This is a genomic window from Pseudomonas sp. R9.37, from assembly GCF_963878885.1.
Taxonomy (GTDB): Bacteria; Pseudomonadota; Gammaproteobacteria; order Pseudomonadales; family Pseudomonadaceae; genus Aquipseudomonas.
The window spans coordinates 80,656-101,040 of record NZ_CAWNZA010000003.1; the positions used below are offsets into that span (position 1 = coordinate 80,656).

The window sequence follows — 20,385 nt, forward strand, 5'->3', positions numbered from 1 at the left end:
GAATCGTGCGTATCATTCAGCCTTGACCGTCCACAACTGATCTACCTTCGTCGTGTAGCTCTGACTCATCAGCTCCCGACGCATTGCCCAACTGGGAGCAGCAGGCACGCTGGCTAAACGCAGCACTCCCTTTCCCCAGCGGCCATTGATCTCATCCAGGACGGTCATCACCTTGTCCGCCGTAACAGGCTGGGAATGTGTAAACAGGTCGTCCGTGAACTCACCGGGCTGTCGCAAATCCATCAAGAGAACCTCCGCCTTGCTGTACTTGAAGCCCGGTCGGAAGAGGCGATTGACCGCTTCGGTCGCAGCCTTGGTCATGAGTCGAACATCGTTTGTCGGGTAGGGTAGTTCGACAAGTGCGCCATTCGCATACTTCGCTTCTTCGGGATTGAACATGCCTGTCCTGATACTCACGCGGATCTTCTTGCACAGCGAGTTTTGCGCTCGGAGTTTTTCCGCAGCGCGCTGGGTGTAAGTAGCCACTGCCTCCTTGATTGGCTCAATGGCGGTAAGGCGTGTGCCGAACATCCTGCTGCAGCAGATTTCCTGCTTTGGCGGGTCAGCCTCCCCGAGCTCCAGGCATGGAGTACCAGCGAGCTCTCGAGCAGTCTTCTCAATCACAACGCTGAATTTTTGGCGAAGCATCCAGGCATCGGCTTTCGCTAAATCCATTGCCGTCCTAATCCCCATCACCTCCAGGTGAGCTTTCATGCGCCTGCCGATTCCCCAGACTTCGCCGACATCGGTGTTGCGCAGTGTCCAATCGCGTTTGAACGGATCGCAGAGATCGACCACGCCGCCGGTGATGTCCAGAAGGCGCTTGGCAGTGTGGTTCGCAAGCTTAGCCAAGGTCTTGGTGCGGGCAATTCCTACCCCGACTGGAATGCCGGTGCGCTTGAGGAGGGTGGAACGCACGTGCCGACCGAACGCGGACAGATCGCCCTGGACGCCAGTGAGATCGGCGAACGCCTCATCAATGCTGTAAACCTCTAACGCTGGCACCATTGACTCTATGATCGTCATGACGCGCTCGCTCATGTCGCCATAGAGCGCGTAATTACTGCTGAACGCGACGATGCCGTTTCTGCGCAGGTGATCTTTGATTTGAAAGTAAGGCTGCCCCATCTTCACAAAAGGCTTGGCATCGTAGCTCCGCGCGATCACACAGCCGTCGTTGTTCGAAAGCACCACGATGGGTGTTTTGGCAAGGTCTGGTCTGAAAACGCGCTCGCAGCTCGCGTAAAACGAATTGCAGTCAATTAGGGCGAAGACTGGCTCAAGTGTTGTCATGATCGCGGACGCTGTATTTCACCACTCCCCAGATCACAAGCTCGTCGCCTTCCATCACATGCCTTGCTGGATATTTTGGATTTTCGGACAGGAGGATCACGGCGTTGTCGCGCAGATGCAGGCGCTTGCAGAATGGCTCGGAGTTGAGAGCTGCGATGACAATATCCCCACTAACCGGATCTACGCTTCGATCAACAACGACCAGATCTCCTGAATAGATGCCGGCGCCCTGCATACTGTCTCCGTCGATCCTCACCAGGTACACGTGCGGGGCTCGAATATCGAACAGCTCATCAAGGGAGATGTGCTTTTCGATGTGATCAGCCGCAGGGGAGGGGAAGCCCGCCGGCACCTTGGATGAATAAAGGGGCAGCTTCTTACCGCCAGTAGCGAGTGGGCCGAGGATGGTGATGCTCATGATGCAAGCCTTAAAGTTTTAGACTGTACGTATATACAGTTAACGATTTGCTTCGCTTGCGGTCAATCTCATAAGCATCACTATTCGACGGGTGACAGCATGTGCGGACGCTACTCGATCTACGAGTCAATGGATCACTACCTGAAGGAGCTCGCGCCAGAGCAGTTGGTGATCAACGGCTACGATCTTTGGCCAGTAGAGCGATACAACGTCGCACCCTCGACTCGGGTGGAAATTATTCGGCCAGTGGACGACCAATTGAGCGTTGTTAAGGTGAAATGGGGGTGGTCACCATTTTGGGCGAAAGGAAAGCGTCCTGACCCGATAAACGCCAGGGTTGAAACAGTCATGAGCGGGAAATTCTTCAGTCAGCTCTGGCCAAACGGTCGCGTGCTTGCACCGGCAAACGGTTGGTTTGAGTGGGTCAAAGATCCGGCTGATCCAAAGAAAAAACAGCCTTACTTCATAACCCTGAAAGAGCAGGCTCCGATGTTCTTCGCTGGCTTAGCTGAGGTTCACCAGGGCTTGGAGCCAGACCCGCGCGACGGGTTCGTCATCATCACCGCCGCCAGTGATCAAGGGATGGTAGATATCCATGATCGGAAACCGCTGGTTTTGGCTCCTGAGCACGCCCGCGAATGGATCTCCTCAGGTACTTCACCTGAACGTGCGCGGGAAATCGCGATGGATCACTGCCGGCCTGCTACCGATTTTCATTGGTACAAGGTAAGCAAGGCTGTGGGTAGTGTTCGTAATCAGGGCCCAGAATTGGTCGAGCCGCTCGCAGGGGCGTCAGACGGCGATGAATGAGTGCGTACCGTAATGTTGATGGAGGGCAGCTGCAGCGTTGCTCAGCCGTTCCATGAGTAGCGCATATCAGATTTTATTAAGAGCGGACGTCGCTTAGATCAACCCCCAGTTTTGACACCCGGCATACCTGAGACCGCCCAGGTAACGGCTGATACTGGTACGGTATATGCCCTGCCGTTAGCAAAAAGCCCGCAGAATTTATCCGAGCACTGGATGATCCTGAACTGGGTGACTTCTTCAGATCCGGGTAGTTTTAGAGTCACGACGGGGGAATCACTAAAACCCTGCTTAACGTCTTCCCTAGCGGTTTCTCGTCCTACATCGCTAAAAGGCATAATTACCATCGCGAGTGACATTGAGATCAAGCACAGGATGATGAAAACACCATAACTTCCAACGAACAGAAACAGTCCTGCCCTTCGCCAGGATTTAAGAAAAGACCGTTTCTTCGCTTTTATAGGCTTCTGATTTCTTTGATTAACAGAGCCCGTACGGTCTGTCATAAAATCAACGAGACCAAAAATCAGGCTTAGGCCAACCATGCCTAGAAGCGCCAACAGCCAATTTCGTCCCAAGCTGTCGAGCCCGAAGGTAAACCAACTTACAACGACCCTGAACCATGCCACAGCGGTCTCACCGATATACTCCGTTGTCTGCAGAGGAAACATGGACGGCTCAAGGTTCAAGTAGGAGAGATAGCCCTCGTGATAAGCCTTTCCGTTCAAGTAAAAAATGGGGGCTGAAATGGCCAACGCTAGGGCTCCCAGCTTCCCCCAACCCATGAACGTAGCCGCTTTTTGTTCCGAACCCTTTTTCAGTCTGTCTTCTGACATTTTCCACTCATTATCTAAAAGTCCTAGAGAGCACGGTGCAGCCCTCCTGTTATGCCTACGTCTCAACCAAGCGCCGAGGAGTCATTCTTGAAAGTCTGTGCGTTGTCATCATCGGATGCACTGCGAAAGTGCAGCGCTGCATGATTGATCGTGGGTTTGAGCCTAAAAACAAAATTATGCTGGTTTGCCAGACTTACTCAGAAATGAAGGGCTGTTCGTCGACAACGCCACCGAGTTGATGCAGATAGAGAGCAGAGCCAAGGGGGGGGCGCTCGTTAGAGATAGAGAGCTCATCGGCCCAGTGGCTCGTCTACATCGGTTTAACCGATACCACATCCACGTACTTGTACTTCTTCCTAGCAGCCTTCACAGCCTCTTGCTCAGCAAGCAACGAGCTCAACGTATCGGCATCGTGAATCAACTCGATCATCTTCCCCTCAAAGTCGTTTCCGACACGTAACGTTACCCTCAGCCTGGGTGTGAATGCTCTCGCCACCTTCTTCTTGGCTGCTGGAGCGAATACGGGTTTCGCTAGCACAACTTCTTCCACTGGCTCCTGTGCTAGAGGAGCAGATATCTGCTCTTCGGGCTGAGGCGTACCGAATAGAGCACGACGCATTTCTTCTTCAGTTAATTCAGAGCTCATAGAACATCTCAAAGTGGGCGGTAATCAGATCGACGAATTCTACTAGGATGGCTGCTCCAGCGTGTCCTCTGGAAGCATGTATGACCACTGTTAATTCGGGCTACGTGCTCGCAACATTTCAGCGTGGTAGTGGGCCGGATAGCGATAAGAATGATGCAACGTAAGCTAGGCTATTGAGGGCTTAAGGGTGCATCGCTATGGTTGTCTGGCTTCGTCTTCGACAGCTGAGTGAACTGCTCCAATGCGTTTTGGAAGTCCTCCAACGCAAAGCTTATCGGCTTGCTCTCCGCAATCCATTTTGTCGAGATTCCAACTTCCAGTTTGTCCGAAATACTACGACCAAAGCGCCGCCAGTGTACGGTGTCACCTTCGATTACCTGCTCTGCGACCAAGACGATACAGTCGAAATTCATGTCATCGCTACAGACCAGCAACGGCACGATTGTGGAGCTTCCATCCTCCGCCGGGATGATGCGACGGTTCGAAAGAGCGTCTTCGTCTTCGTCGATAAGCCAGATCAGAGAAAGACCAAGGCTTGCGACGTCTGACCATTCGAGATGAGTGGACAGCCATTGCTCAATGCCAATGCCGTCAATCATTAACCATGCGCAAGCGCTACTGGCGAATCTAGGTCGGTAGTAAGCGGCGCTGATAACTTGGTGCATGGCGAAGTCCTTTAGTGCGGTGCGGCTGGGTCATAGAAAATGATGATACTCCAGTGATATCACCCTGCGTTTCAGATCGCTCCTCTCGACGCTTGAGGGGCAGCCTACTGCACCGGGACGTATTGGCAGCTTTCAGCCTGGTCACAATGATGAGGTTGGATTGTGAGCATCTTTGCCCTTCGGGCTTCCCTGACAAGCTGCTCCTCCGATTTTAATCAGGTACGATTCTGACGACTCTTCAACAATCGAGATCGTGTCATGCAAGATGGCTGCTGGCCCTTCCATCTCTTCGGTGCCAATTTCGTCACTGAATCCGATGCGCAGAAATTTGTGTTTGAGCAGTGGGAGCCAGAGCCCCCTGAAAGCACAAGCGAAGCCGAGTACATTTCGTGGGAAGACCGCAATCCAATCTGGCGACTAGCGGAAGAACTTGGGGTCTATATGGATTCAGACTTCGTTGAGCTTATCGGCACCCCAGAAGACGTCATAGCGCAAATCCGCAGCCCCTCTGAGAGAGTGCTTTTCAGCTCCAAGGCAACAGATTTTACCCATTTTATTCTGGTGGGGTCGAATGCCATCTGGGGTGACCGTCGTTCGACTTCTACCCAAGTAGAACCGCTGGTGCGCTTGCCGGAGAGCACTGCAACCATCACATATCTCGGCCTGTTCAACTGAGCTGACGGCCTCATAGGTTAGGCCCGTTTTTGACTAGGGGCGGACACTGTATTAAGGCTAAAATTGTCCTCATTAGGGGCAGGATGACGATTCAACCAGACGTGAAATTATGACCAGACAGCTTGTCTACCAACGAATACGAAATCGAATTGTCGAGCTACTTGAGTGGCTGATTGAGTGCGAGAATGAGCCACCTCAGTGTGGTATGAATGAGTTAATCAATTCATGGGAAGATTGGGTGCCAACTCCGTCGCCAAAAGGATACTTCGTCGATCAGGGGTTCACTCCAAGGCAGAGCGTTTTTTTGGTAAATGTAAGCGCAGCCATCGAGGATTTTTGCGAAGCAACACCTGAACCTATAGAGAACGATGCTGCGGCAATTACGCTCCCTCAATGGCGACTTGTCATCGCTGCTGCCAAGCCGACGCTATCTGCTATGAAAACGAGTACCAAAATGTCGGAGGAGAGTGACGACAGGCTCGAGCGTTGAGTTGCTGGCTGTTTAAGCAAGGTATTGCGTACGATTTTGCCAGGGTGCAGCAATCGGTCAGAAATAGGTAAGCGTCCAGTCAAGTCATCTACCGATCCAGCTATCAGCACGAGGATGACTGCTTGCCGCCCATGCCGTAAGGTTCGCTACCAAAATCGCCACAGCCTTCCAGTGGTGGTAATACAGCAAGGAGAGCGAACAATGAACACCTTCAAATCATCAGTTCAAAACGTAGCTGCGGCCATAGGCCTCATCGCAGCAGTGACAGTCGGTGGATGCGTCATGATCCCTTACGACACGCCGGAATCAAAAGCCCAAATCCAGCGCGATCTGAAAATTGCACCATCGGATATTCAAGCCGTATCGGAAACTAACTGGTGCTTGTTCCCATATGGAAGCGAAGGCAGCTGCAGGGCCACTCAAGGCCTGGGAGTGTTGACCAGCAAAGGCCTGATCCTCAGCCTCTACAACAACCACACCTACACTGAAACCGCACGCATCCTCCCAGAACAAGTGCAGTGCGTGAAGACAGTTGGTGGTCGCACTGGAGTCGAACCGTTCGTTGTATTCACCAAAGACCGAGCGATCATGCTCGCCGTCATTACGCCGGGTGGGCAAATGAATGTGCCTGTGAAAGTCAGTTTCTTTGATTATCTGACGAAGCCAGGGCAGCACGTCTTCACTGGGACGGATGGCGGATATGTGCGCAAGTCGGGTCGAAAGCAAACTGTAGGCGGAATGGTGTCAGGCACTGCCATCCCGTGGCATACAACACTCGACGTAACCGAGGTTTTTAACCCTTGCCCGCAGGTTACAGATTAACGAGGACTGGCGCGTTCCATCGCAAGCGGTGCGCGCATGCCGAAGCCCGTAGGTGTGAAGGATGAATGCCCGAAGGGCCGAGCCCCCCCCGGCGGCTCGGCTCGCGAAAGCCGCCCTTGAAGAGGCTGGGTTCGAATGCCATCTGGGGCGACCGACGTTCGACCACTACCGATGTAGAGCCGCTGGTGCGCTTACCGGAGAGCACCGCAACCATTTCATATCTCGGTCTGTTCAACTCAATTTGACTGCTCGAAAGAGCATGTCTGCGTTTGCATACATTCTTCTTTTCGTATCGCGCGACCTTTTTATCCCGTTATGAGGAGAAATTTGCTCGCCTCATGAAGAGATATGCGTAAATGCATAAATCGCTTGCGTCGATAGCTGTGTTTTTGTACAGTGGTCGTGCCTTGTAACTTCTTCCTGATTAGGAAGGTAAGTCCGGGTACGCAAGCCTCATGTCCTAGTTTGGGCTGTAGCAATGAAGACATTCGCATCAAGTCGAATGCGAATTCTCAAGGAGATTTATGATGTCTACTGCAAATGGAATTGAACTGCCGCCAATTATCGTCACGCCTGACCCTTTGCCACCACCGCTGCCTCCGATTCCAACACCGGGCGGGGGTTATGTCGCTAAGCCGGGAACATGGATCGAAGGAGTTGGCGCTGTAACAAAGCTAAGCGACCTTCCCGTCAATGTTTATTCAGACACTGCAGTTGTGACAGTTGTCGTCACGGTAGCTTCGTATCAACGCAGAATCGAAGAGTCTTATAACGCTCACGTCCCAAATATTGCATCTGATTTGGAGCTTGAAATTAATCAGGCGATTGTGCAGGGGGCAGATGTATCACTGGATGGGCTTAAAGCAGAAAAAACAGTCATTGATAATATTTTACTGAGTAAAAAGGCTGAGCTTGAAAGCGATGCTTTGAAAGCAAACTCTTTTTTTGGAAGAGGGTTTCTGGATAAAGAATTTATCCTGAATGGGGTGGATTTTGCCAACTCCCTAAAAAATCATAGAGATCCAGACGTATATTTTGACGAGTTCGGAGCCGCCGCTACCGCTGCTTACAATAGTCGGGCACTAACTGAAGAAATTCGAATTCTTACAGAAAAAGCTAATGCTCTTTCTTCTCGAATAGCAACAGCTCAAGCAGAGGAGGACGCTCGACTTGCAGCTGAGGCTGAGGCGAAGCGGTTGGCGGAGGAGCAAGCCAAGGCTGAAGAGGATATGAAGGGAGCTATCAAGTTTACAGCTGATTTTTACAAGGACGTCAGCGAGAGGTTTGGAGCTCAGATGTCGAGCTTGTCTCAGGAACTCGCTGAAGAAACTAAGGGTAAGACACTTCGGAATGCGCAGGAAGCACTAAAGGCTTTTGACCAATACAAGGAGAATCTGAATAAGAAGTTTAGTTCTGCGGATCGAAAGGCCATTCTTGATGCTTTAGAGTCACTTGATAAGGCAGAGCTTGCGAAAAACCTTGATATCTTCGGCAAAGCCTTCGGTTATGTGGGTAAAGCAATCGATACTTTTGACTTGCTTACCGAGGTAAAGAAAGGCTATGAAACAGGTGATTGGAATAGTACCGTATTGAAGGTTGAAACACTTTTCGCTGGTGCGGCTGCAACGGGTCTTATCGCATTTGCATTTGGTGTAACTGTCTCCAGCCCAATTGGTATCGTTGCATTTGCTCTTATTATGGCTCTCGTTAGTGCGTTCATTGATGATGCTCGTGTCAAGCAGTTCAATGATGCTCTAGACTCTGTTCTGCCTTGATGGCGACTAAAAAGCGGCCTAGTTAGGCCGCTTTTTTTTGATGATGTGAAGTAAGTAAGCACCGCCAGCCGGAATTGCAATAATCAAGCAAAAGAAATAATAAAGCACGTAAAGACCATTTTTTCCTGGGCTTTCGGTAAATAATCCAGTTGACCAGAAGTTGCGAGTTGAAAAGCGCAACGCTGTCTTTTCAGTAATCATTCTAGAGAGCGGGAAAAGCAATGTACTTAATATGGCGACAAAAATATAATATAGATTGGCGTTTTCATATGCTGATTCAGTGCTAAGCCATATGGTTGTCCCTAAGCCTAGTATTGCTGATGAAATCAATAAGTTTTTAAGGTAATATGCTTTTTTCAATTTTTTCTCGTGCTTTTTAAAAATGATTGGAGCTTGATGTAAGTAGAATACGCACTATAATAAGTTCGATGATGGCGGTGGGCCATAAAGGGGATTTGTTTCCTATTCCTTTATGACGTCACTGCGAGCTTAGCCAAAGCTTCACCTTTTCCAGTTTGCCCACCTCTTGAAGTTGTGACTTCCCGGTATCTAGGAGGTTGAGCAATCGTTGCTTTTCTCTTGCTGACGGAAACCACTCATCAATCTCAACATTACAGCGGTCAGAGTTGCTCAGCACCCACCTAACTACCATGTCCGCTGTGGCTCTGTAGTGATCTGCCATGTACAGCCTCCGCCCCTCGACAGACCAACCACGGTCAGCTAACTGGTCAGTGACATCGGTAATGCCAAGGTCGCCAAAAAACTTGGTGGTATCAGGATAATGGATGCCAGCCAACGACACCTTGGCCACGCCCGTCTCTCGGTCAAAGTACGACAGGAAATGCCATCCACCCGTTGTACTCCCAGCGTGCGGAAAATTGATGGCGGCTTTACGCGTGATGAGACGCGTTTGAGATCAAAATCGAACAGTGGCTGCCTCATGGGAGCTTTTTGAGCCGGGCTAGACCCTGTTTGATGTGCCCAGAGTTCTCGCCGATTGTCTCGAGGGCACCTCGGACATTATCCCCAACATCTGCATGACCGTGAGCCTCGACGTGGAGGGTCAGTTCCATCAGGGCGGCCTCCAGGGCGAGTTGGTTTTCGCACATCCTTTCAGCACATCTGACAATGAGTATTCCTTTGGCATTGGGGTGATCTCCTTCAGGGCCGCTCAGCATAGCGCAGCATAAGAAATGGTTAGGTGTCTTGCGGACAAATCCTGAGGCTCATCAACTTTGAACTAATCATTACGTCCTTTCCCCTAACTCTGTGCAGGTTGGTTCAAGCCCAGGTTTTTCTGGGTTACTCAATCACACACGAAGGTTTGGTGAATCATGAAGAGCGAACAGGTAGAAGGCGTTGTAGAAAAGGTTGCCGGCAAAGCGCAGAGCGCAGTCGGAAAACTGTTTGGTGATTCGAAGTTGGAATCTGAAGGTGCTGGACGTCAAGCTGCTGGTCAGCTGACCCAAACCTATGGCGATGCGCTGGACAGCGTATCTACGTTCGTCAAAGAGAAACCGGTTGCTGCAATCGCGATTGGTGCAGTAGCGCTGCTGGTTCTAGACCGTCTCTTTCGCCGCTGAGTAAGGAAAAGGACGTTTCGACAGGGGGGCTCCGTTTTCACGTTTATCGCCTTCGCCTCTAGAACTGTCCATATTGGGTTGCGGGGGCGAGGGCTGGTATGCACAACTCACTTCCATCCAAGCAGCACGTCCGAAGTACGACGAGGCTATTGGGCCACAAATCTTGTGGAGGGGTGACGTGGGGTCACTAGCAAGCGGAGCGCGTAGGCCGGAGGATGGAAGCCCACAGGGCCAAGACTCGGCAACATCGAGGCTTGGTTTACGACAGCCGTCCTCGTAGAGGCCCGCTCGAACTTGGCTCCCTAGAGCGCTTTCAGGAGACGCTCAAGCGTCTGATGTTCCCAAGTGCTGAGCAACGCTATCGGGTCAGTACCAAAGCGATCTCCAGAGTCAAAAGACCAGCGTCGCCCATCAGAGCTGATGCACTCTTCGCAGTAGTCGAGCGTGTCACAGTCGTTGTAGATCGATAGCCGCCAACCATCGACGCTCACCACGAAATGGCCCGCATAAATCTCATCCCAAGACGCCCGACTCACCTTGGTAATCGTCCGTCGCTCGAAGGTGACCTCTCGCAATACCTGGCATACCTCTCTCGCTGAGAGCTCCGCCGCAGTGCTTTCGCTGATGCTACCTACCTGAGATGAATGCGCTGCCGCTCTGGCCTCTTTCAGCCTTTGCTCAGCGTACATAGCCGGATCATCGTCTGGCGGAGGGTAGCCTGCTGCTGCGAGAGTTTCGGCGCGCTCCTCAATGAGCAAACGCTCGGGATCTCGAACTGCTTGGTAGGCTCTGCCTGGCACGCATTGAGCCACGTCAATTCGCGACTCTCCAGGACTTAATCTCCAGCCAGCATCTTCTGGGTGCTTGGTTAGCTTGTAGCCACAGCAATTAGGCACGTGGTTGGTGATCTCGTACTCGCGCCACTCGGTCATTGCCTGGCCATCGATTGTCAGCGGGTTGCGCTCGATCAGCCACGCTACGGCATTGATAAGTTGCCCATGCGAAAACACTACGATGTCATGAGCAGGATGCTCTGCAAGTCGATCCAAGAAAGACTGAGCCCGAGATATAAAGTCCAGGAAAGACTCGGCACCTTCACCATCCGTGAATGCGGGGTCTGCTTTGGCCCAATATGCTTCCACCCAATCTCGCCTCTGAGCAACGGTCGTGTTGATACACCGTGCGGGATCAAGGTAGGTGAACTCTTGGGTAGGCCATATTTCAAACGGCACTGAAGGGAAAGCAGCCACTGTCTGCATCGCAGTTGCTTGAGCTCTGGAAAATGGAGACGCAACAATCAGATCTGGGGCCTGGGCGAATGACCCTGCCACTAGGCTCGCTTGTCCCACGCCCTTTGGCGTAAGAGGGATGGTCGCGTGATCCAGGCTTGCTTCGCCGGCGTTAGCCGCACTTTCCCCGTGTCGGATTAACCTGACATGCTTCATCGAATTCTCTCACGGCCTGGTACGCATAGCGTTCTATCCATTGATGATCTTCAGGACTGAAGTAGAGCCAAGGATTATTGCTGCAACGATATCAGAACGCTCTGATCAGTAATGCTGCACGGGTAAATCAGGATGGGGTGATGCGCAAAGCCGCTGCGGATCTTACTGCGCTTTAGTGAGGAAATTAGTCTTTGTGCCAGTACCTTTGCACGGTGGAAGCAGGTAAACCGAGCTTCACGACTGTCTCACGCTGAGTCATGCCCGCAACCTTGCACTCTCGTACAGCAGCCAATTTTTTCTGGGAAACCTGAGCTCCCGAGGGTCTGCGCACCAGCTCGCCATTTTCTATTTGGCTTGCGAAATCGGCCAAAAATCGTGGCGAAGAAAACTCGCGTACTTCCGTTTTCACTTCGGCCAGTAACTCATGAGGCGATATTTTTTCGCGAAGACTTGTTGCGAGCACCAGCAACGAGATGGTTCGGAGGTCAAGGATCTTTGCTACGGACTCTAGCGTTTCAAGCGATACGCTGACTTTACCGTTTTCAAGGTTGTTCACGTGAGTGGGGTCGATGCCAGTCGAAAAATCCTCTGCTTTCAGATCACGTGCACGTCTGAGGACGCGTAGGACAGCGGCAAGTGAATCCCTAGCAAGCATTGGAATCTCCAAATGCGAGGATAAGGCCACATTGCTAAAACCCATTCCATCTAATATATTCAGCTTCGGGCATGGCTGGTTGATATCACCTGCGTATCGCCTACCAGCAGGGAAACGCCAGAGCTCCTCGCAGCAGGGGCTTACGCGCGCACCTTCCTGCTACCGGAACATGGTTACATTTGGGGAAGCTGTAGATTTCAACTGCTCCAGAACTCTATTACGTGAATAAAAGGTAAATGTTGTAATGAAGTTTGATTGCGTAAAAGTTTCCGGAACGCTCGACTATGTCCGATCTGTGATGCCCATGAATGGTGGGTATAAAGCCAAGATCAGTATTGATGGATTCATCATTCCTAATTTAACATTGACCAATAAAATTTACGAAGAATTAGAAGTTGGCCAAAGTGTGACACTTTATGGGATGTTCAAGAATAGTAGTAAAAAAGAAAAAAATATTGGTGTGATTTATGGTGTTCAAAAAGAAAGTGGCGAGAAAATATTCGCTACTTCCTTTAGGCTCATGGTGCCAATGATTTTGGCGGGCGCCGCCGCTCTCGCATTCTGCATGGTATTTCTCATCGGCTGGTTTCCTTCTTTATTCGCATTGATCTTCTTATTCGGACAAGATCAAAGCTATATGTATAACGCTACAGTGGTTACGGTAGTTGAAGCAGGGTTGGTTGCGCTGTTTTTCCTTTGGCGTGCCTGGGTAATTTTCAGTGCCACCTCGAGGCCGGAATCGTGGGAAATTATCGCCCCTTCCACGCTGTCGAGTCGCTTCAGCAAGTTTCATAAGGAGTAATGTTCGCGGCTGGCGGTTAAAGCGAAATGTTTGGCCCACAAGTTCGCTAGGAACTGAACTCAGGCAAATCCAGGCGCGCTACGCATTATGCAAGCGGAGCGCGCAGGCGTGCTGGATGAAAGCCCGGAGGGCCGAGACGTGGCTTGCCACGGCTCGGTTCACGCCAGCCACCCGCCGAAGGCGGCACGCCATAACCACCGCCGAGCTTTGTGAAAAGGAGGCTGAAATGACCTGCGATTTACTCCGCGAGCGTGAGAGAACTAGGCGAAAGGTTCTGTGGGCGCTTGCAAGCCGCCGTCCTGGTGATCCCAATGCATCCGACCTCCTTGCCATCCTCGATGATCTCGATGACCAAGAGCGAAACGACACCCCCTGTAGCGATAAGCCACTCGAACTCATTGAAGTTCGTAATTCTGTCTCGGTGAGGCGTCATCACTCCGGTATGGATATCATTTTGGAGCGCGATATCCCGCAGCCCTGGAGAGAGCGTTTCCACCAAGCAAGCGTCGGGTCAACCAGGTTGGTCGATGGGCCATACGCCTCAGGCTGGGATAAATTCTTGGCGAGTTGGGAAGCAGAGATGCGACACCTGGAGCAGCATCGGGCCGCAAGAAATAAATCTAAAAAAGACTGAGCGGGTGAGGGCATGGGACAAGACGATGACACGGTGTACTGCGATATCCAGATGCCGCTAGCCCAGGGTCGAGAGCTTCTGGAGTTAGTAAATGCACTGCGAGAATCGAAAGCTCATCCGCGTCTCGACAAAGTCTTCGAGCACATGCAAGACGAGCTCAGTATGTCCATCGATATCGTGGACAACCCGCCAACATTGGGGCCTTGGTGCGAGTAAGGCTCCTCATGGCGGTGAGACTTCCGTTTCTCATCAACCCCTGCTCGGTACTCCCGGCACATCCATGTTGATCTTTCGCCAAAAGGCTTCAGAGAAACTGTAAACCGAGAATGCAATTAGCCCTAAGGCCATCACCATCAAAATCAACCATCCAGCAGGTAGATTTTGGAGAGCATCCAGTGATTCCTTCATACCAGGTGGATCCATGGCTTGATAAGTGGAACCGCTGATGGCGAGTAGTAACGCAATCTCTATAAAAACAACCCCTCGGGCTATTAGGCCGAACCGCGACACCGGACGGACATACCGCATGACGTCTTCGTCAGCTTCAAAATATTTCTCGAACGACGCCTTCCATCCCTTGATGATGTGAGCAACACCCACACCAAGGGGAACGAGAGCGATCAGGTACACCAATAAATTCGAGTGATCCCAAGACAAAAAATGCGCTAGCCAGTCTTTGGTTTGCCCTCCGGAATCGCCCGAACTTTTAATACCGCTAATGAGTAGGCCCAACGCAAAGAACGCAAGAGCGCCGTTGACCATACCTCCCGCGAACAGGCCTGCGCGAATTACCAAACCTTTGAATTTTTTGCCATGATGATCGACATCACGCGTTGCCTGAAGCACGCGCCACGCCGCAAACGCGAGCAGACCCGCCACCACAAGCCCAACCAGAAAATAGCCGAATGGTTGGCTCAGCAATGCTTCCAGGCTCTTGTGGCTGTCCTTCGGTTTTGTCGAGTCTTGTGCTGCGAGCAACGCGAAAATACCGATGATCAAATACAGCAATCCTCGAGCGGCGTAGCCTCCACGAGCGAGTATTACTAGGCTGTGTTGCGCGGACATTCGATGTATTCCCGAGATCTGATACAAGAGCAGACCCCTCTCGCTGGGCAGGGTTCTATATCAAGCCGGTGACTGCGGCGAATTCGTTACCCAAGACGACTGCCGACATAAAACATGAGTGCGGTACGTCCATCGATTTCATGGAGAACCCACTAACGTGGAGGTTTATAGGTACCTACGCTGTAGAGTTAGGTTTAGTCACCAAACATCTCATCGAGCTCCGTATCAGCACGACCCAAGGATTTCATCGTGATGTTGCCAGCGTCATTTTCACCGACGTGCCAGAGCGAAAATTTCGGAAGGTTTAGCCAAGCCGGTGGCTTCGCATCAACTGGAAAAGCCGAGCGGGTATGATAGGTTGCTGCACCGTCGATTATCGACACCAGCGCAATACCATGCATCCTTGCGTATTTTACCGCTCCGGATTGAAACCCTGTTGTGGTGAACAGCATTCCTTTATGAGCGCCCACAGATCTCACCTTGTCGTGCAGTACCTGAACCAGCTCCCGCTCGACTGCGTTACGGTATTTTTTGCACTCAATCAGAACGATAAATTCGGCGCCCGCGAAGGCTTGGAATTTTGCCAGCACGTCGATCTGGTAGGTTGAGTCGTAGGCCTCGACCTTCACGTCGTGCTTGACCTCCAGCGATGTCAGTTCACCGCCCTGTTTGAGGATCCAGTCTCTGACCAAGAACTCGAATTCAGTGGCGGTAATTTCGAGGTTGGGATTCGCCATCGGTGGAAACATTTGTCGACACTCAATGTGTGAAATTGCCCCCGGCCTGTGCCTCAATCGCGGTGCCAGGAGGGCGAAAATGGGGGGATGAAAAATGGTTGAGGATGGGCTTGTATAGCGACACGTCTCTCAGGTGCGCTATGTTGCTTGCCTACATCGCCTTTCAAGGATCGATTCATGTATCAAGTTTTTGGCGTGAAGACCATGCTCGCCTGGTTCACGACTCTTTGTGGAGCAATCGTAATAATCAGAGTGTGGCTCTTAGGTTACCAGTTCGACGGGTCGATGGCTGATGGATGGAGACTGATCTCATCATCGATAGCAATCGGAACCTTGCTGGTTGTCCTAATCGGGCAGACAAAATTGTTTTCGTATCTATGTCGAGCTCCGCTGATCAAAAGTTTTTTTCCACCCATCGATGGAATATGGGTGGCTGAGCTAAGTTCAAACTGGAATAAAATCCAAGAATTGCAGGGAAAGCTGGCAGAGGATTCCGCTAAGCCGTTGATGGCGCACGTCACGATAAAATCTACTCTCTTTTTCGTGCGGATGAATCTGACTAGCGCGGACAGATACTCAAGATCAAAGACCATTCATGTGACCGTTTCTCGAGACGCGCAGGATTCAAGCGTGCAGTTGAATTATATGTATATCAACGAGACGGATGTTCCTCTGAGTACCGATAGCCCAACTCACAACGGCGCTGCCCGATTGAACGTCCATGATGATGGCCTCTGTATCTGGATGGATGGTACGTATTGGACGGATCGTAAGTGGTCGGAAGGGCTAAATACGGCGGGAAGAATCGCCCTGCGTAGGCCTGATGCCCCCTCAAGCCGTGAGTAGCATTTCTTGTGCGAAAGAATTTCCAGCACGCTACACCGCCGCTCTCAATCTGAAATCACGGTGATGTTGAGATAGCCCGTCCGGCGGACATATCTCGCAACAAAAAACAACATGTGGTGTTGTGTTTGTGCTTGTTGCACTACATGTGGTGTAGTGGCACTATGAGTTCAACCCATGAGCCGGTTCCTATCTGACTTTTCAGCGTAGAGCACTATGGCCATTGGCTCTTTATAGTGTGTGCCGATTGGTGGCAGTTGGAGGGATTCATGCTCAACCTAAGTGCTCTATTTTTCACAACCCTTGACCAGCCTCATTTTCACGATGAGCTGGATCTCACCACCGAGGAAAAGACGTTCATTTCGAAAGCTAAGACTGACGTGAGGAACGCCCTACGCAGAAATCTCTCCGAAAGCATTTCCCTGGAATTAAGAAAGCACGGACTGCCGTCTCAGACTATTGAGCCGAAGTTTTACATTCAGGGGTCGTGGGCTTACAAGACACTAAACAGGCCATGCCAAACACCTCCTCAGCAGTCAGATCTGGACGATGGCGTCTACCTGCCTATGAGCATCGTCAAGGGGCAGGGACGTCCGAGTGTTGCCAGTGCTTTGTTCTTCGAAGCAGCTGAACTCGCCCTTAGCCCTCTAGCACGTGAAAATAATTGGGAGGTGATCAAAAAGCCTACCTGCATTCGAATTGAGATCTCTGATTTTGCCCACATTGATATTCCGCTATACGCGATTCCTGACGACGAATTCTTGGTGCTCAGGGCATCCATGGAGGCACGCAATAGCGCCGTTTTCGATTCGGTGAAAGGATCTGTCCCAGATCGCTGGGCAGCCCTTCCGACGGATAAAGTGCTTCTCGCGCACCGGACTGAGAACTGGCTTAAGTCTGACCCACGCGCAATGAATGATTGGTTCGTCCAAGAGGTCGAGGACAAGGGTATTCAGTTCCGACGCATAGTTCGCTACCTCAAGGCTTTTCGCGATATGCAATGGCCTGTGCGCGGGCCGAGTTCGATCTTGTTGATGGCGGCCTCTGCACTGATCTTCGAGGGGCGGCATGCGCGCGACGACTTAGCTCTCGTAGATGTCCTTGAAAAGCTGCCTGGCGTACTTAGAGAAGGAGTCGTGAGTCCTATCGACGACGAAATTTACCTGACCGACGCGCTCACAGCGGATGACTTAGAGGACGCTGCGCTCAAGTACGAAGAGTTTCATAAGTATCTTCGAGCAGCCATCAATTGCTCCAACCAAGAACAGGCTTGCGTCTGGGTTGGACAGATGCTCGGAAAGCGCTTTCCGATCCGGCCTGACTTAATTGTTGCCGCCACGGTCGCGAGTGTGGTCACCTCAGCGGCGGCTGAGCCAGGGCCACTAGAATTGGCAAAAACCACGAAGGCAGGATGATCGAGGCGATGGAGGTTATTCCTGAACTCATCGCCAAATTTCGTGAGATCGGATTCGAGCGGTCTGCGCATCAAATTGTTGGTGGGTTACTCATATTAGAAGGGCAACTTAAAACCTCAGTTGGGGATTTCGATTGCCTTGTCGGCATTGATCGTCAATTCCGCCGTTTACCGCAAGTGCAACTGCTCAACTCTCCTGCACAGTTGCCGCACCTGTCACCTCATATCAGTTCCACGGGTGGAATTTGTTATGCCATGCCTGGAACCATCGTCTTCGATATATTTGATCCAGTAGGCCAGACGCTACTGTGCGTTCGCAAAGCCACTCACGTTCTGAGTATGGTTTTGCAGGGAAAGATGGTCGAAGATTTAGCGGAGGAGTTCTTCGCATCTTGGTTCGATCTTCACTGCTTTATGGATGTTGACGACCGCCAGACTGGGGTCATTTCCGCAGTCACGATTCGAGACGGTAAAAGTGTTTTTCGACGTAATGACGTGATTGCGACGGATGATGTGCAGCGCACAAGTCTTAAACTGGAGAGCTTGGGGGTCAGTTTTGAGGAGATGAGTTGCAATGTTTATAAAATTAGTACGACCGCGCAACCCAGACCTTACCAAAATGATTGGCCTCCAAAGACCATCGGCGAAGTTGTGAATTGGCAATATGAGCTAGATCACACTGCGAGAGCTAAGGTGCTGGAGGCGGTGAAGCGAGGCATCCGCTCGCCTTATATGGCAATTGTCGTAATTATAGAGTCGCCGTTGATGAGCTATGGAGTGTTCATTGATCTGCCGCACCCGAATGAGCGCCGACTCCTCAAGAAGCCAGCACTCGCACTCCAGCACATTTATCGTTTACCTATTAAGCAGATCGCCATTTTCAGGCTAGATGATGAATACATCGCGCAGAGAAACACCCCCGGTTGCACCACCCTTTCGGGCCTTCGTATAACGCTTGTCGGCTGCGGGACGATAGGAGGCTATCTGGCAGAGGCGCTTGTTAAAGCAGGTGCTGGGATTGGTGGCGGCTCGGTCGCTCTTGTTGATAGGGAGTCGCTGCAGCCAGGAAATCTAGGTAGGCATCGGCTTGGTTTCTCTGAACTATACAAACCTAAAGCTACCGCCTTGAAGGGAGAGCTCGAGCGAATAATGCCTTCTGCAAAAATCATTGCATGCCCCGAAGACGTTCGAGATTTGACCCTGGGTGAATTCGACTTACTGATTGATGCTACGGGTGAGGAGTCATTGGGGTATTGGCTCGCGGCTCGCTACCATTCTGTAGTTCCTACACTGAGCGTTTGGATTGAAGGTGCCGGCGTTGCAGTGCGCTCGCTTTTAAAGCGTCCAGGTGATGGAGCTTGCTATCGTTGCCTGTGCGATTACAACAAAGGCTCTCGATATCGTTCAGTGAAGGAGGATTTGAAGCCTGTTTTTGCTGGGCAGGGGTGCGAAGGGATCTATGTGCCATTCTCTGCGGTTGTATCCGTCCAGGCAGCGTGTCTTGGTGTGGAAGCAGCGCTGCAATGGGCCGGCGGATCCGCTCACGAAGCACTGCGAACTAAAGTATTGTCACCTGGCTACGAAGCAGCCACTCCGGACTGTTCGCCGGAAACACGTTCAGGTTGTCCAGCATGCTCAACTTAAACAGTTGGGTGACGCCAGATCGGCGTAACTTAATCCTCCTAAATCCAGATGTTCTCGCGACAGTTTTGAGGTATGTCCAGATTGGCAGCCAAGATCCCGAGGCGGGAGGAATTCTGCTGGGAAAAGTACGGGCTGGAAACTTAGAGATCATCGAGGCCACTGAGCCTACGCGTAAAGATTTGCGCTCCCGGTTTTTCTTTATTCGTCATCAAAACGACCACCAAAAAATCGTCAAGCAACGGTGGGAGGATAGCGAGGGCCAGGTCAGATACCTTGGTGAGTGGCACACGCACCCCGAGGATTTTCCCTCACCTTCTGGCACAGATTTAAGAGAGTGGAGAGTCCTTGCGGAGTCGCGAATAGATGGCAGACCGCTGCTTGCAGTGATCGTCGGGCGCAAAGGCTTGCATGTTGAGTACATGCATAAGGATGGACGACGAGTCTTACTGAGCCATCTCTTGGAAACCTGTCTCTCGTTGGTCTGAGCGACTGAATGAAATCAAATTTGTGGGAATGCTTCCCGTACGCGAGGGGATCTTCCTGAGATGGTTCGTCGAGATGTAATCCTCATCACAACGCCTTCAGAAGCCGCTCAAGTGTCTGATGCTCCCATGTGCTAAGCAGAGCTATAGGGTCAGTCCCGTATCGATCTCCTGAGTCGAACGACCAAAGCCGTCCATGGGTGCTGACGCATGCTTCGCAATAATCGAGCTCATCACAGTCGTTGAAGATCGTCATGCTCCATCCCTCGACGTCGACCATGAACATCCCGGCATAGAGCTCGTTCCAAGTCTGAGCGCATACTCTGATCATCGTGCGTCGCCCAAAGATCGCATCGCGCAGTACCTGGCAAAGCTCCCTTGCTGCGAGCGCACGCGTAGGTTCGTCAGGGCAATCGGATAAAGTCATAAAAGTAACCAGCCGGCTTTGATCGTTCTGCCAAAGGTACACTGGCACGCATGAACCAGGTACTTACAGGGGAGGAGGGGATGAAGCTATTTTTGGACTGTGAGTTCACACAGCTCAACCGAGATACGAAGCTGATTTCCCTGGCACTCGTGTCCGAAGCCGGCCATGAATACTACGTCGAACTCACAGACACCTACCTAGTCGGAGACTGCAGCGATTTCGTGATC

24 protein-coding genes and 3 pseudogenes are annotated in these 20,385 nt (G+C 51.5%); 13 read left to right on the forward strand and 14 right to left on the reverse strand.

Annotated features, from left to right (window positions below):
• Positions 1-12 precede the first annotated feature (12 nt).
• Entirely contained in the window at positions 13-1,293 is a 1,281-nt protein-coding gene (umuC, locus tag AACU78_RS02470) for a translesion error-prone DNA polymerase V subunit UmuC (RefSeq protein ID WP_106579651.1), read from the reverse strand.
• Positions 1,280-1,711: a LexA family protein gene (locus tag AACU78_RS02475; protein WP_106579652.1), complete on the reverse strand. Its 432-nt coding sequence runs from the start codon at positions 1,709-1,711 to the stop codon at positions 1,280-1,282. Before AACU78_RS02475 ends, umuC begins: the two co-directional genes overlap by 14 nt.
• A 99-nt stretch (positions 1,712-1,810) precedes the next feature.
• Between AACU78_RS02475 and AACU78_RS02480 the strand changes: the two genes are divergently transcribed.
• Positions 1,811-2,521 carry an SOS response-associated peptidase family protein gene (locus AACU78_RS02480; protein WP_106579653.1) on the forward strand — a complete coding sequence of 237 codons (711 nt, stop codon included), beginning with the start codon at positions 1,811-1,813 and terminating at the stop codon, positions 2,519-2,521.
• A gap of 98 nt (positions 2,522-2,619) precedes the next feature.
• Here the strand turns inward: AACU78_RS02480 and AACU78_RS02485 are convergent, their stop codons facing one another.
• The 3 genes from AACU78_RS02485 to AACU78_RS02495 all read right to left on the reverse strand — a co-directional run bounded on the left by AACU78_RS02485 (position 2,620) and on the right by AACU78_RS02495 (position 4,665).
• The gene (locus tag AACU78_RS02485) at positions 2,620-3,354 is read right to left on the reverse strand and encodes a hypothetical protein (RefSeq protein ID WP_106579654.1); all 735 of its coding nucleotides are present in this window, start codon (positions 3,352-3,354) and stop codon (positions 2,620-2,622) included.
• A 310-nt stretch (positions 3,355-3,664) separates the two neighbouring features.
• Positions 3,665-4,000, reverse strand: a complete 336-nt coding sequence (locus AACU78_RS02490; protein WP_106579656.1) for a hypothetical protein — start codon at positions 3,998-4,000, stop codon at positions 3,665-3,667.
• A 170-nt stretch (positions 4,001-4,170) separates the two neighbouring features.
• Positions 4,171-4,665 (reverse strand): hypothetical protein, encoded by a 495-nt coding sequence (locus AACU78_RS02495; protein WP_106579657.1) that lies wholly within the window; start codon positions 4,663-4,665, stop codon positions 4,171-4,173.
• A 258-nt stretch (positions 4,666-4,923) separates the two neighbouring features.
• On the opposite strand from AACU78_RS02495, the gene AACU78_RS02500 reads away from it, so the two are divergent.
• The 4 genes from AACU78_RS02500 (at position 4,924) to AACU78_RS02515 (ending at position 8,427) form a co-directional block, all read left to right on the forward strand.
• The gene (locus tag AACU78_RS02500; RefSeq protein ID WP_106579658.1) at positions 4,924-5,340 is read left to right on the forward strand and encodes a hypothetical protein; all 417 of its coding nucleotides are present in this window, start codon (positions 4,924-4,926) and stop codon (positions 5,338-5,340) included.
• Between the two features lie 205 nt (positions 5,341-5,545).
• Positions 5,546-5,830, forward strand: coding sequence for a hypothetical protein (locus AACU78_RS02505; RefSeq protein WP_146151456.1), 285 nt, complete (start codon positions 5,546-5,548; stop codon positions 5,828-5,830).
• A 201-nt stretch (positions 5,831-6,031) separates the two neighbouring features.
• A complete protein-coding gene (locus tag AACU78_RS02510; RefSeq protein ID WP_048402005.1) occupies positions 6,032-6,652 on the forward strand; it encodes a hypothetical protein in 621 nt (206 codons plus the stop codon).
• Between the two features lie 527 nt (positions 6,653-7,179).
• Complete coding sequence (locus AACU78_RS02515; protein ID WP_106579661.1) at positions 7,180-8,427, forward strand: colicin-like pore-forming protein; 1,248 nt, start codon at positions 7,180-7,182, stop codon at positions 8,425-8,427.
• Between the two features lie 18 nt (positions 8,428-8,445).
• On the opposite strand, the gene AACU78_RS02520 is transcribed toward AACU78_RS02515, so the two are convergent.
• From AACU78_RS02520 to AACU78_RS02530, 3 genes and pseudogenes are all read right to left on the reverse strand, one after another.
• Complete coding sequence (locus AACU78_RS02520) at positions 8,446-8,787, reverse strand: colicin E1 family microcin immunity protein (protein ID WP_158266165.1); 342 nt, start codon at positions 8,785-8,787, stop codon at positions 8,446-8,448.
• Between the two features lie 118 nt (positions 8,788-8,905).
• A pseudogene (locus tag AACU78_RS02525) lies at positions 8,906-9,369 on the reverse strand (hypothetical protein).
• A pseudogene (locus AACU78_RS02530) lies at positions 9,366-9,574 on the reverse strand (hypothetical protein). Before AACU78_RS02530 ends, AACU78_RS02525 begins: the two co-directional pseudogenes overlap by 4 nt.
• A gap of 187 nt (positions 9,575-9,761) precedes the next feature.
• Between AACU78_RS02530 and AACU78_RS02535 the strand changes: the two are divergent.
• Positions 9,762-10,010: a CsbD family protein gene (locus AACU78_RS02535; RefSeq protein WP_106579663.1), complete on the forward strand. Its 249-nt coding sequence runs from the start codon at positions 9,762-9,764 to the stop codon at positions 10,008-10,010.
• Between the two features lie 302 nt (positions 10,011-10,312).
• On the opposite strand, the gene AACU78_RS30000 is transcribed toward AACU78_RS02535, so the two are convergent.
• The 3 genes and pseudogenes from AACU78_RS30000 to AACU78_RS02545 form a co-directional block, all read right to left on the reverse strand.
• Positions 10,313-10,636 (reverse strand): DUF7693 family protein, encoded by a 324-nt coding sequence (locus tag AACU78_RS30000; RefSeq protein ID WP_256587036.1) that lies wholly within the window; start codon positions 10,634-10,636, stop codon positions 10,313-10,315.
• Positions 10,637-10,846: 210 nt separating this feature from the next.
• A pseudogene (locus tag AACU78_RS02540) lies at positions 10,847-11,455 on the reverse strand (histidine phosphatase family protein); the annotation flags it as partial.
• A 184-nt stretch (positions 11,456-11,639) separates the two neighbouring features.
• Complete coding sequence (locus AACU78_RS02545; RefSeq protein WP_106579665.1) at positions 11,640-12,155, reverse strand: helix-turn-helix domain-containing protein; 516 nt, start codon at positions 12,153-12,155, stop codon at positions 11,640-11,642.
• 199 nt (positions 12,156-12,354) lie between these two features.
• Between AACU78_RS02545 and AACU78_RS02550 the strand changes: the two genes are divergently transcribed.
• From AACU78_RS02550 to AACU78_RS02560, 3 genes are all read left to right on the forward strand, one after another.
• Complete coding sequence (locus tag AACU78_RS02550; protein ID WP_106579666.1) at positions 12,355-12,912, forward strand: hypothetical protein; 558 nt, start codon at positions 12,355-12,357, stop codon at positions 12,910-12,912.
• A 226-nt stretch (positions 12,913-13,138) separates the two neighbouring features.
• Positions 13,139-13,546 carry a hypothetical protein gene (locus AACU78_RS02555; protein WP_093543799.1) on the forward strand — a complete coding sequence of 136 codons (408 nt, stop codon included), beginning with the start codon at positions 13,139-13,141 and terminating at the stop codon, positions 13,544-13,546.
• A gap of 12 nt (positions 13,547-13,558) precedes the next feature.
• A complete protein-coding gene (locus tag AACU78_RS02560) occupies positions 13,559-13,762 on the forward strand; it encodes a hypothetical protein (RefSeq protein ID WP_106579667.1) in 204 nt (67 codons plus the stop codon).
• 33 nt (positions 13,763-13,795) lie between these two features.
• On the opposite strand, the gene AACU78_RS02565 is transcribed toward AACU78_RS02560, so the two are convergent.
• Positions 13,796-14,611: a DUF1206 domain-containing protein gene (locus AACU78_RS02565; protein WP_106579668.1), complete on the reverse strand. Its 816-nt coding sequence runs from the start codon at positions 14,609-14,611 to the stop codon at positions 13,796-13,798.
• Between the two features lie 194 nt (positions 14,612-14,805).
• Positions 14,806-15,348: a restriction endonuclease gene (locus AACU78_RS02570; RefSeq protein WP_256587025.1), complete on the reverse strand. Its 543-nt coding sequence runs from the start codon at positions 15,346-15,348 to the stop codon at positions 14,806-14,808.
• Positions 15,349-15,525: 177 nt separating this feature from the next.
• Between AACU78_RS02570 and AACU78_RS02575 the strand changes: the two genes are divergently transcribed.
• The 4 genes from AACU78_RS02575 to AACU78_RS02590 all read left to right on the forward strand — a co-directional run bounded on the left by AACU78_RS02575 (position 15,526) and on the right by AACU78_RS02590 (position 19,734).
• Positions 15,526-16,194, forward strand: coding sequence for a Cap15 family cyclic dinucleotide receptor domain-containing protein (locus AACU78_RS02575; protein ID WP_106579670.1), 669 nt, complete (start codon positions 15,526-15,528; stop codon positions 16,192-16,194).
• Between the two features lie 266 nt (positions 16,195-16,460).
• Complete coding sequence (locus AACU78_RS02580; protein WP_106579671.1) at positions 16,461-17,606, forward strand: CBASS cGAMP synthase; 1,146 nt, start codon at positions 16,461-16,463, stop codon at positions 17,604-17,606.
• Positions 17,603-19,249, forward strand: coding sequence for a ThiF family adenylyltransferase (locus tag AACU78_RS02585; protein WP_106579672.1), 1,647 nt, complete (start codon positions 17,603-17,605; stop codon positions 19,247-19,249). The genes AACU78_RS02580 and AACU78_RS02585 overlap by 4 nt, the downstream gene beginning before the upstream one ends.
• A complete protein-coding gene (locus AACU78_RS02590) occupies positions 19,237-19,734 on the forward strand; it encodes a Mov34/MPN/PAD-1 family protein (protein WP_106579673.1) in 498 nt (165 codons plus the stop codon). The genes AACU78_RS02585 and AACU78_RS02590 overlap by 13 nt, the downstream gene beginning before the upstream one ends.
• Positions 19,735-19,819: 85 nt before the next feature.
• Here the strand turns inward: AACU78_RS02590 and AACU78_RS30005 are convergent, their stop codons facing one another.
• Positions 19,820-20,158, reverse strand: a complete 339-nt coding sequence (locus AACU78_RS30005; protein WP_256587027.1) for a DUF7693 family protein — start codon at positions 20,156-20,158, stop codon at positions 19,820-19,822.
• Positions 20,159-20,385: the final 227 nt, after the last annotated feature.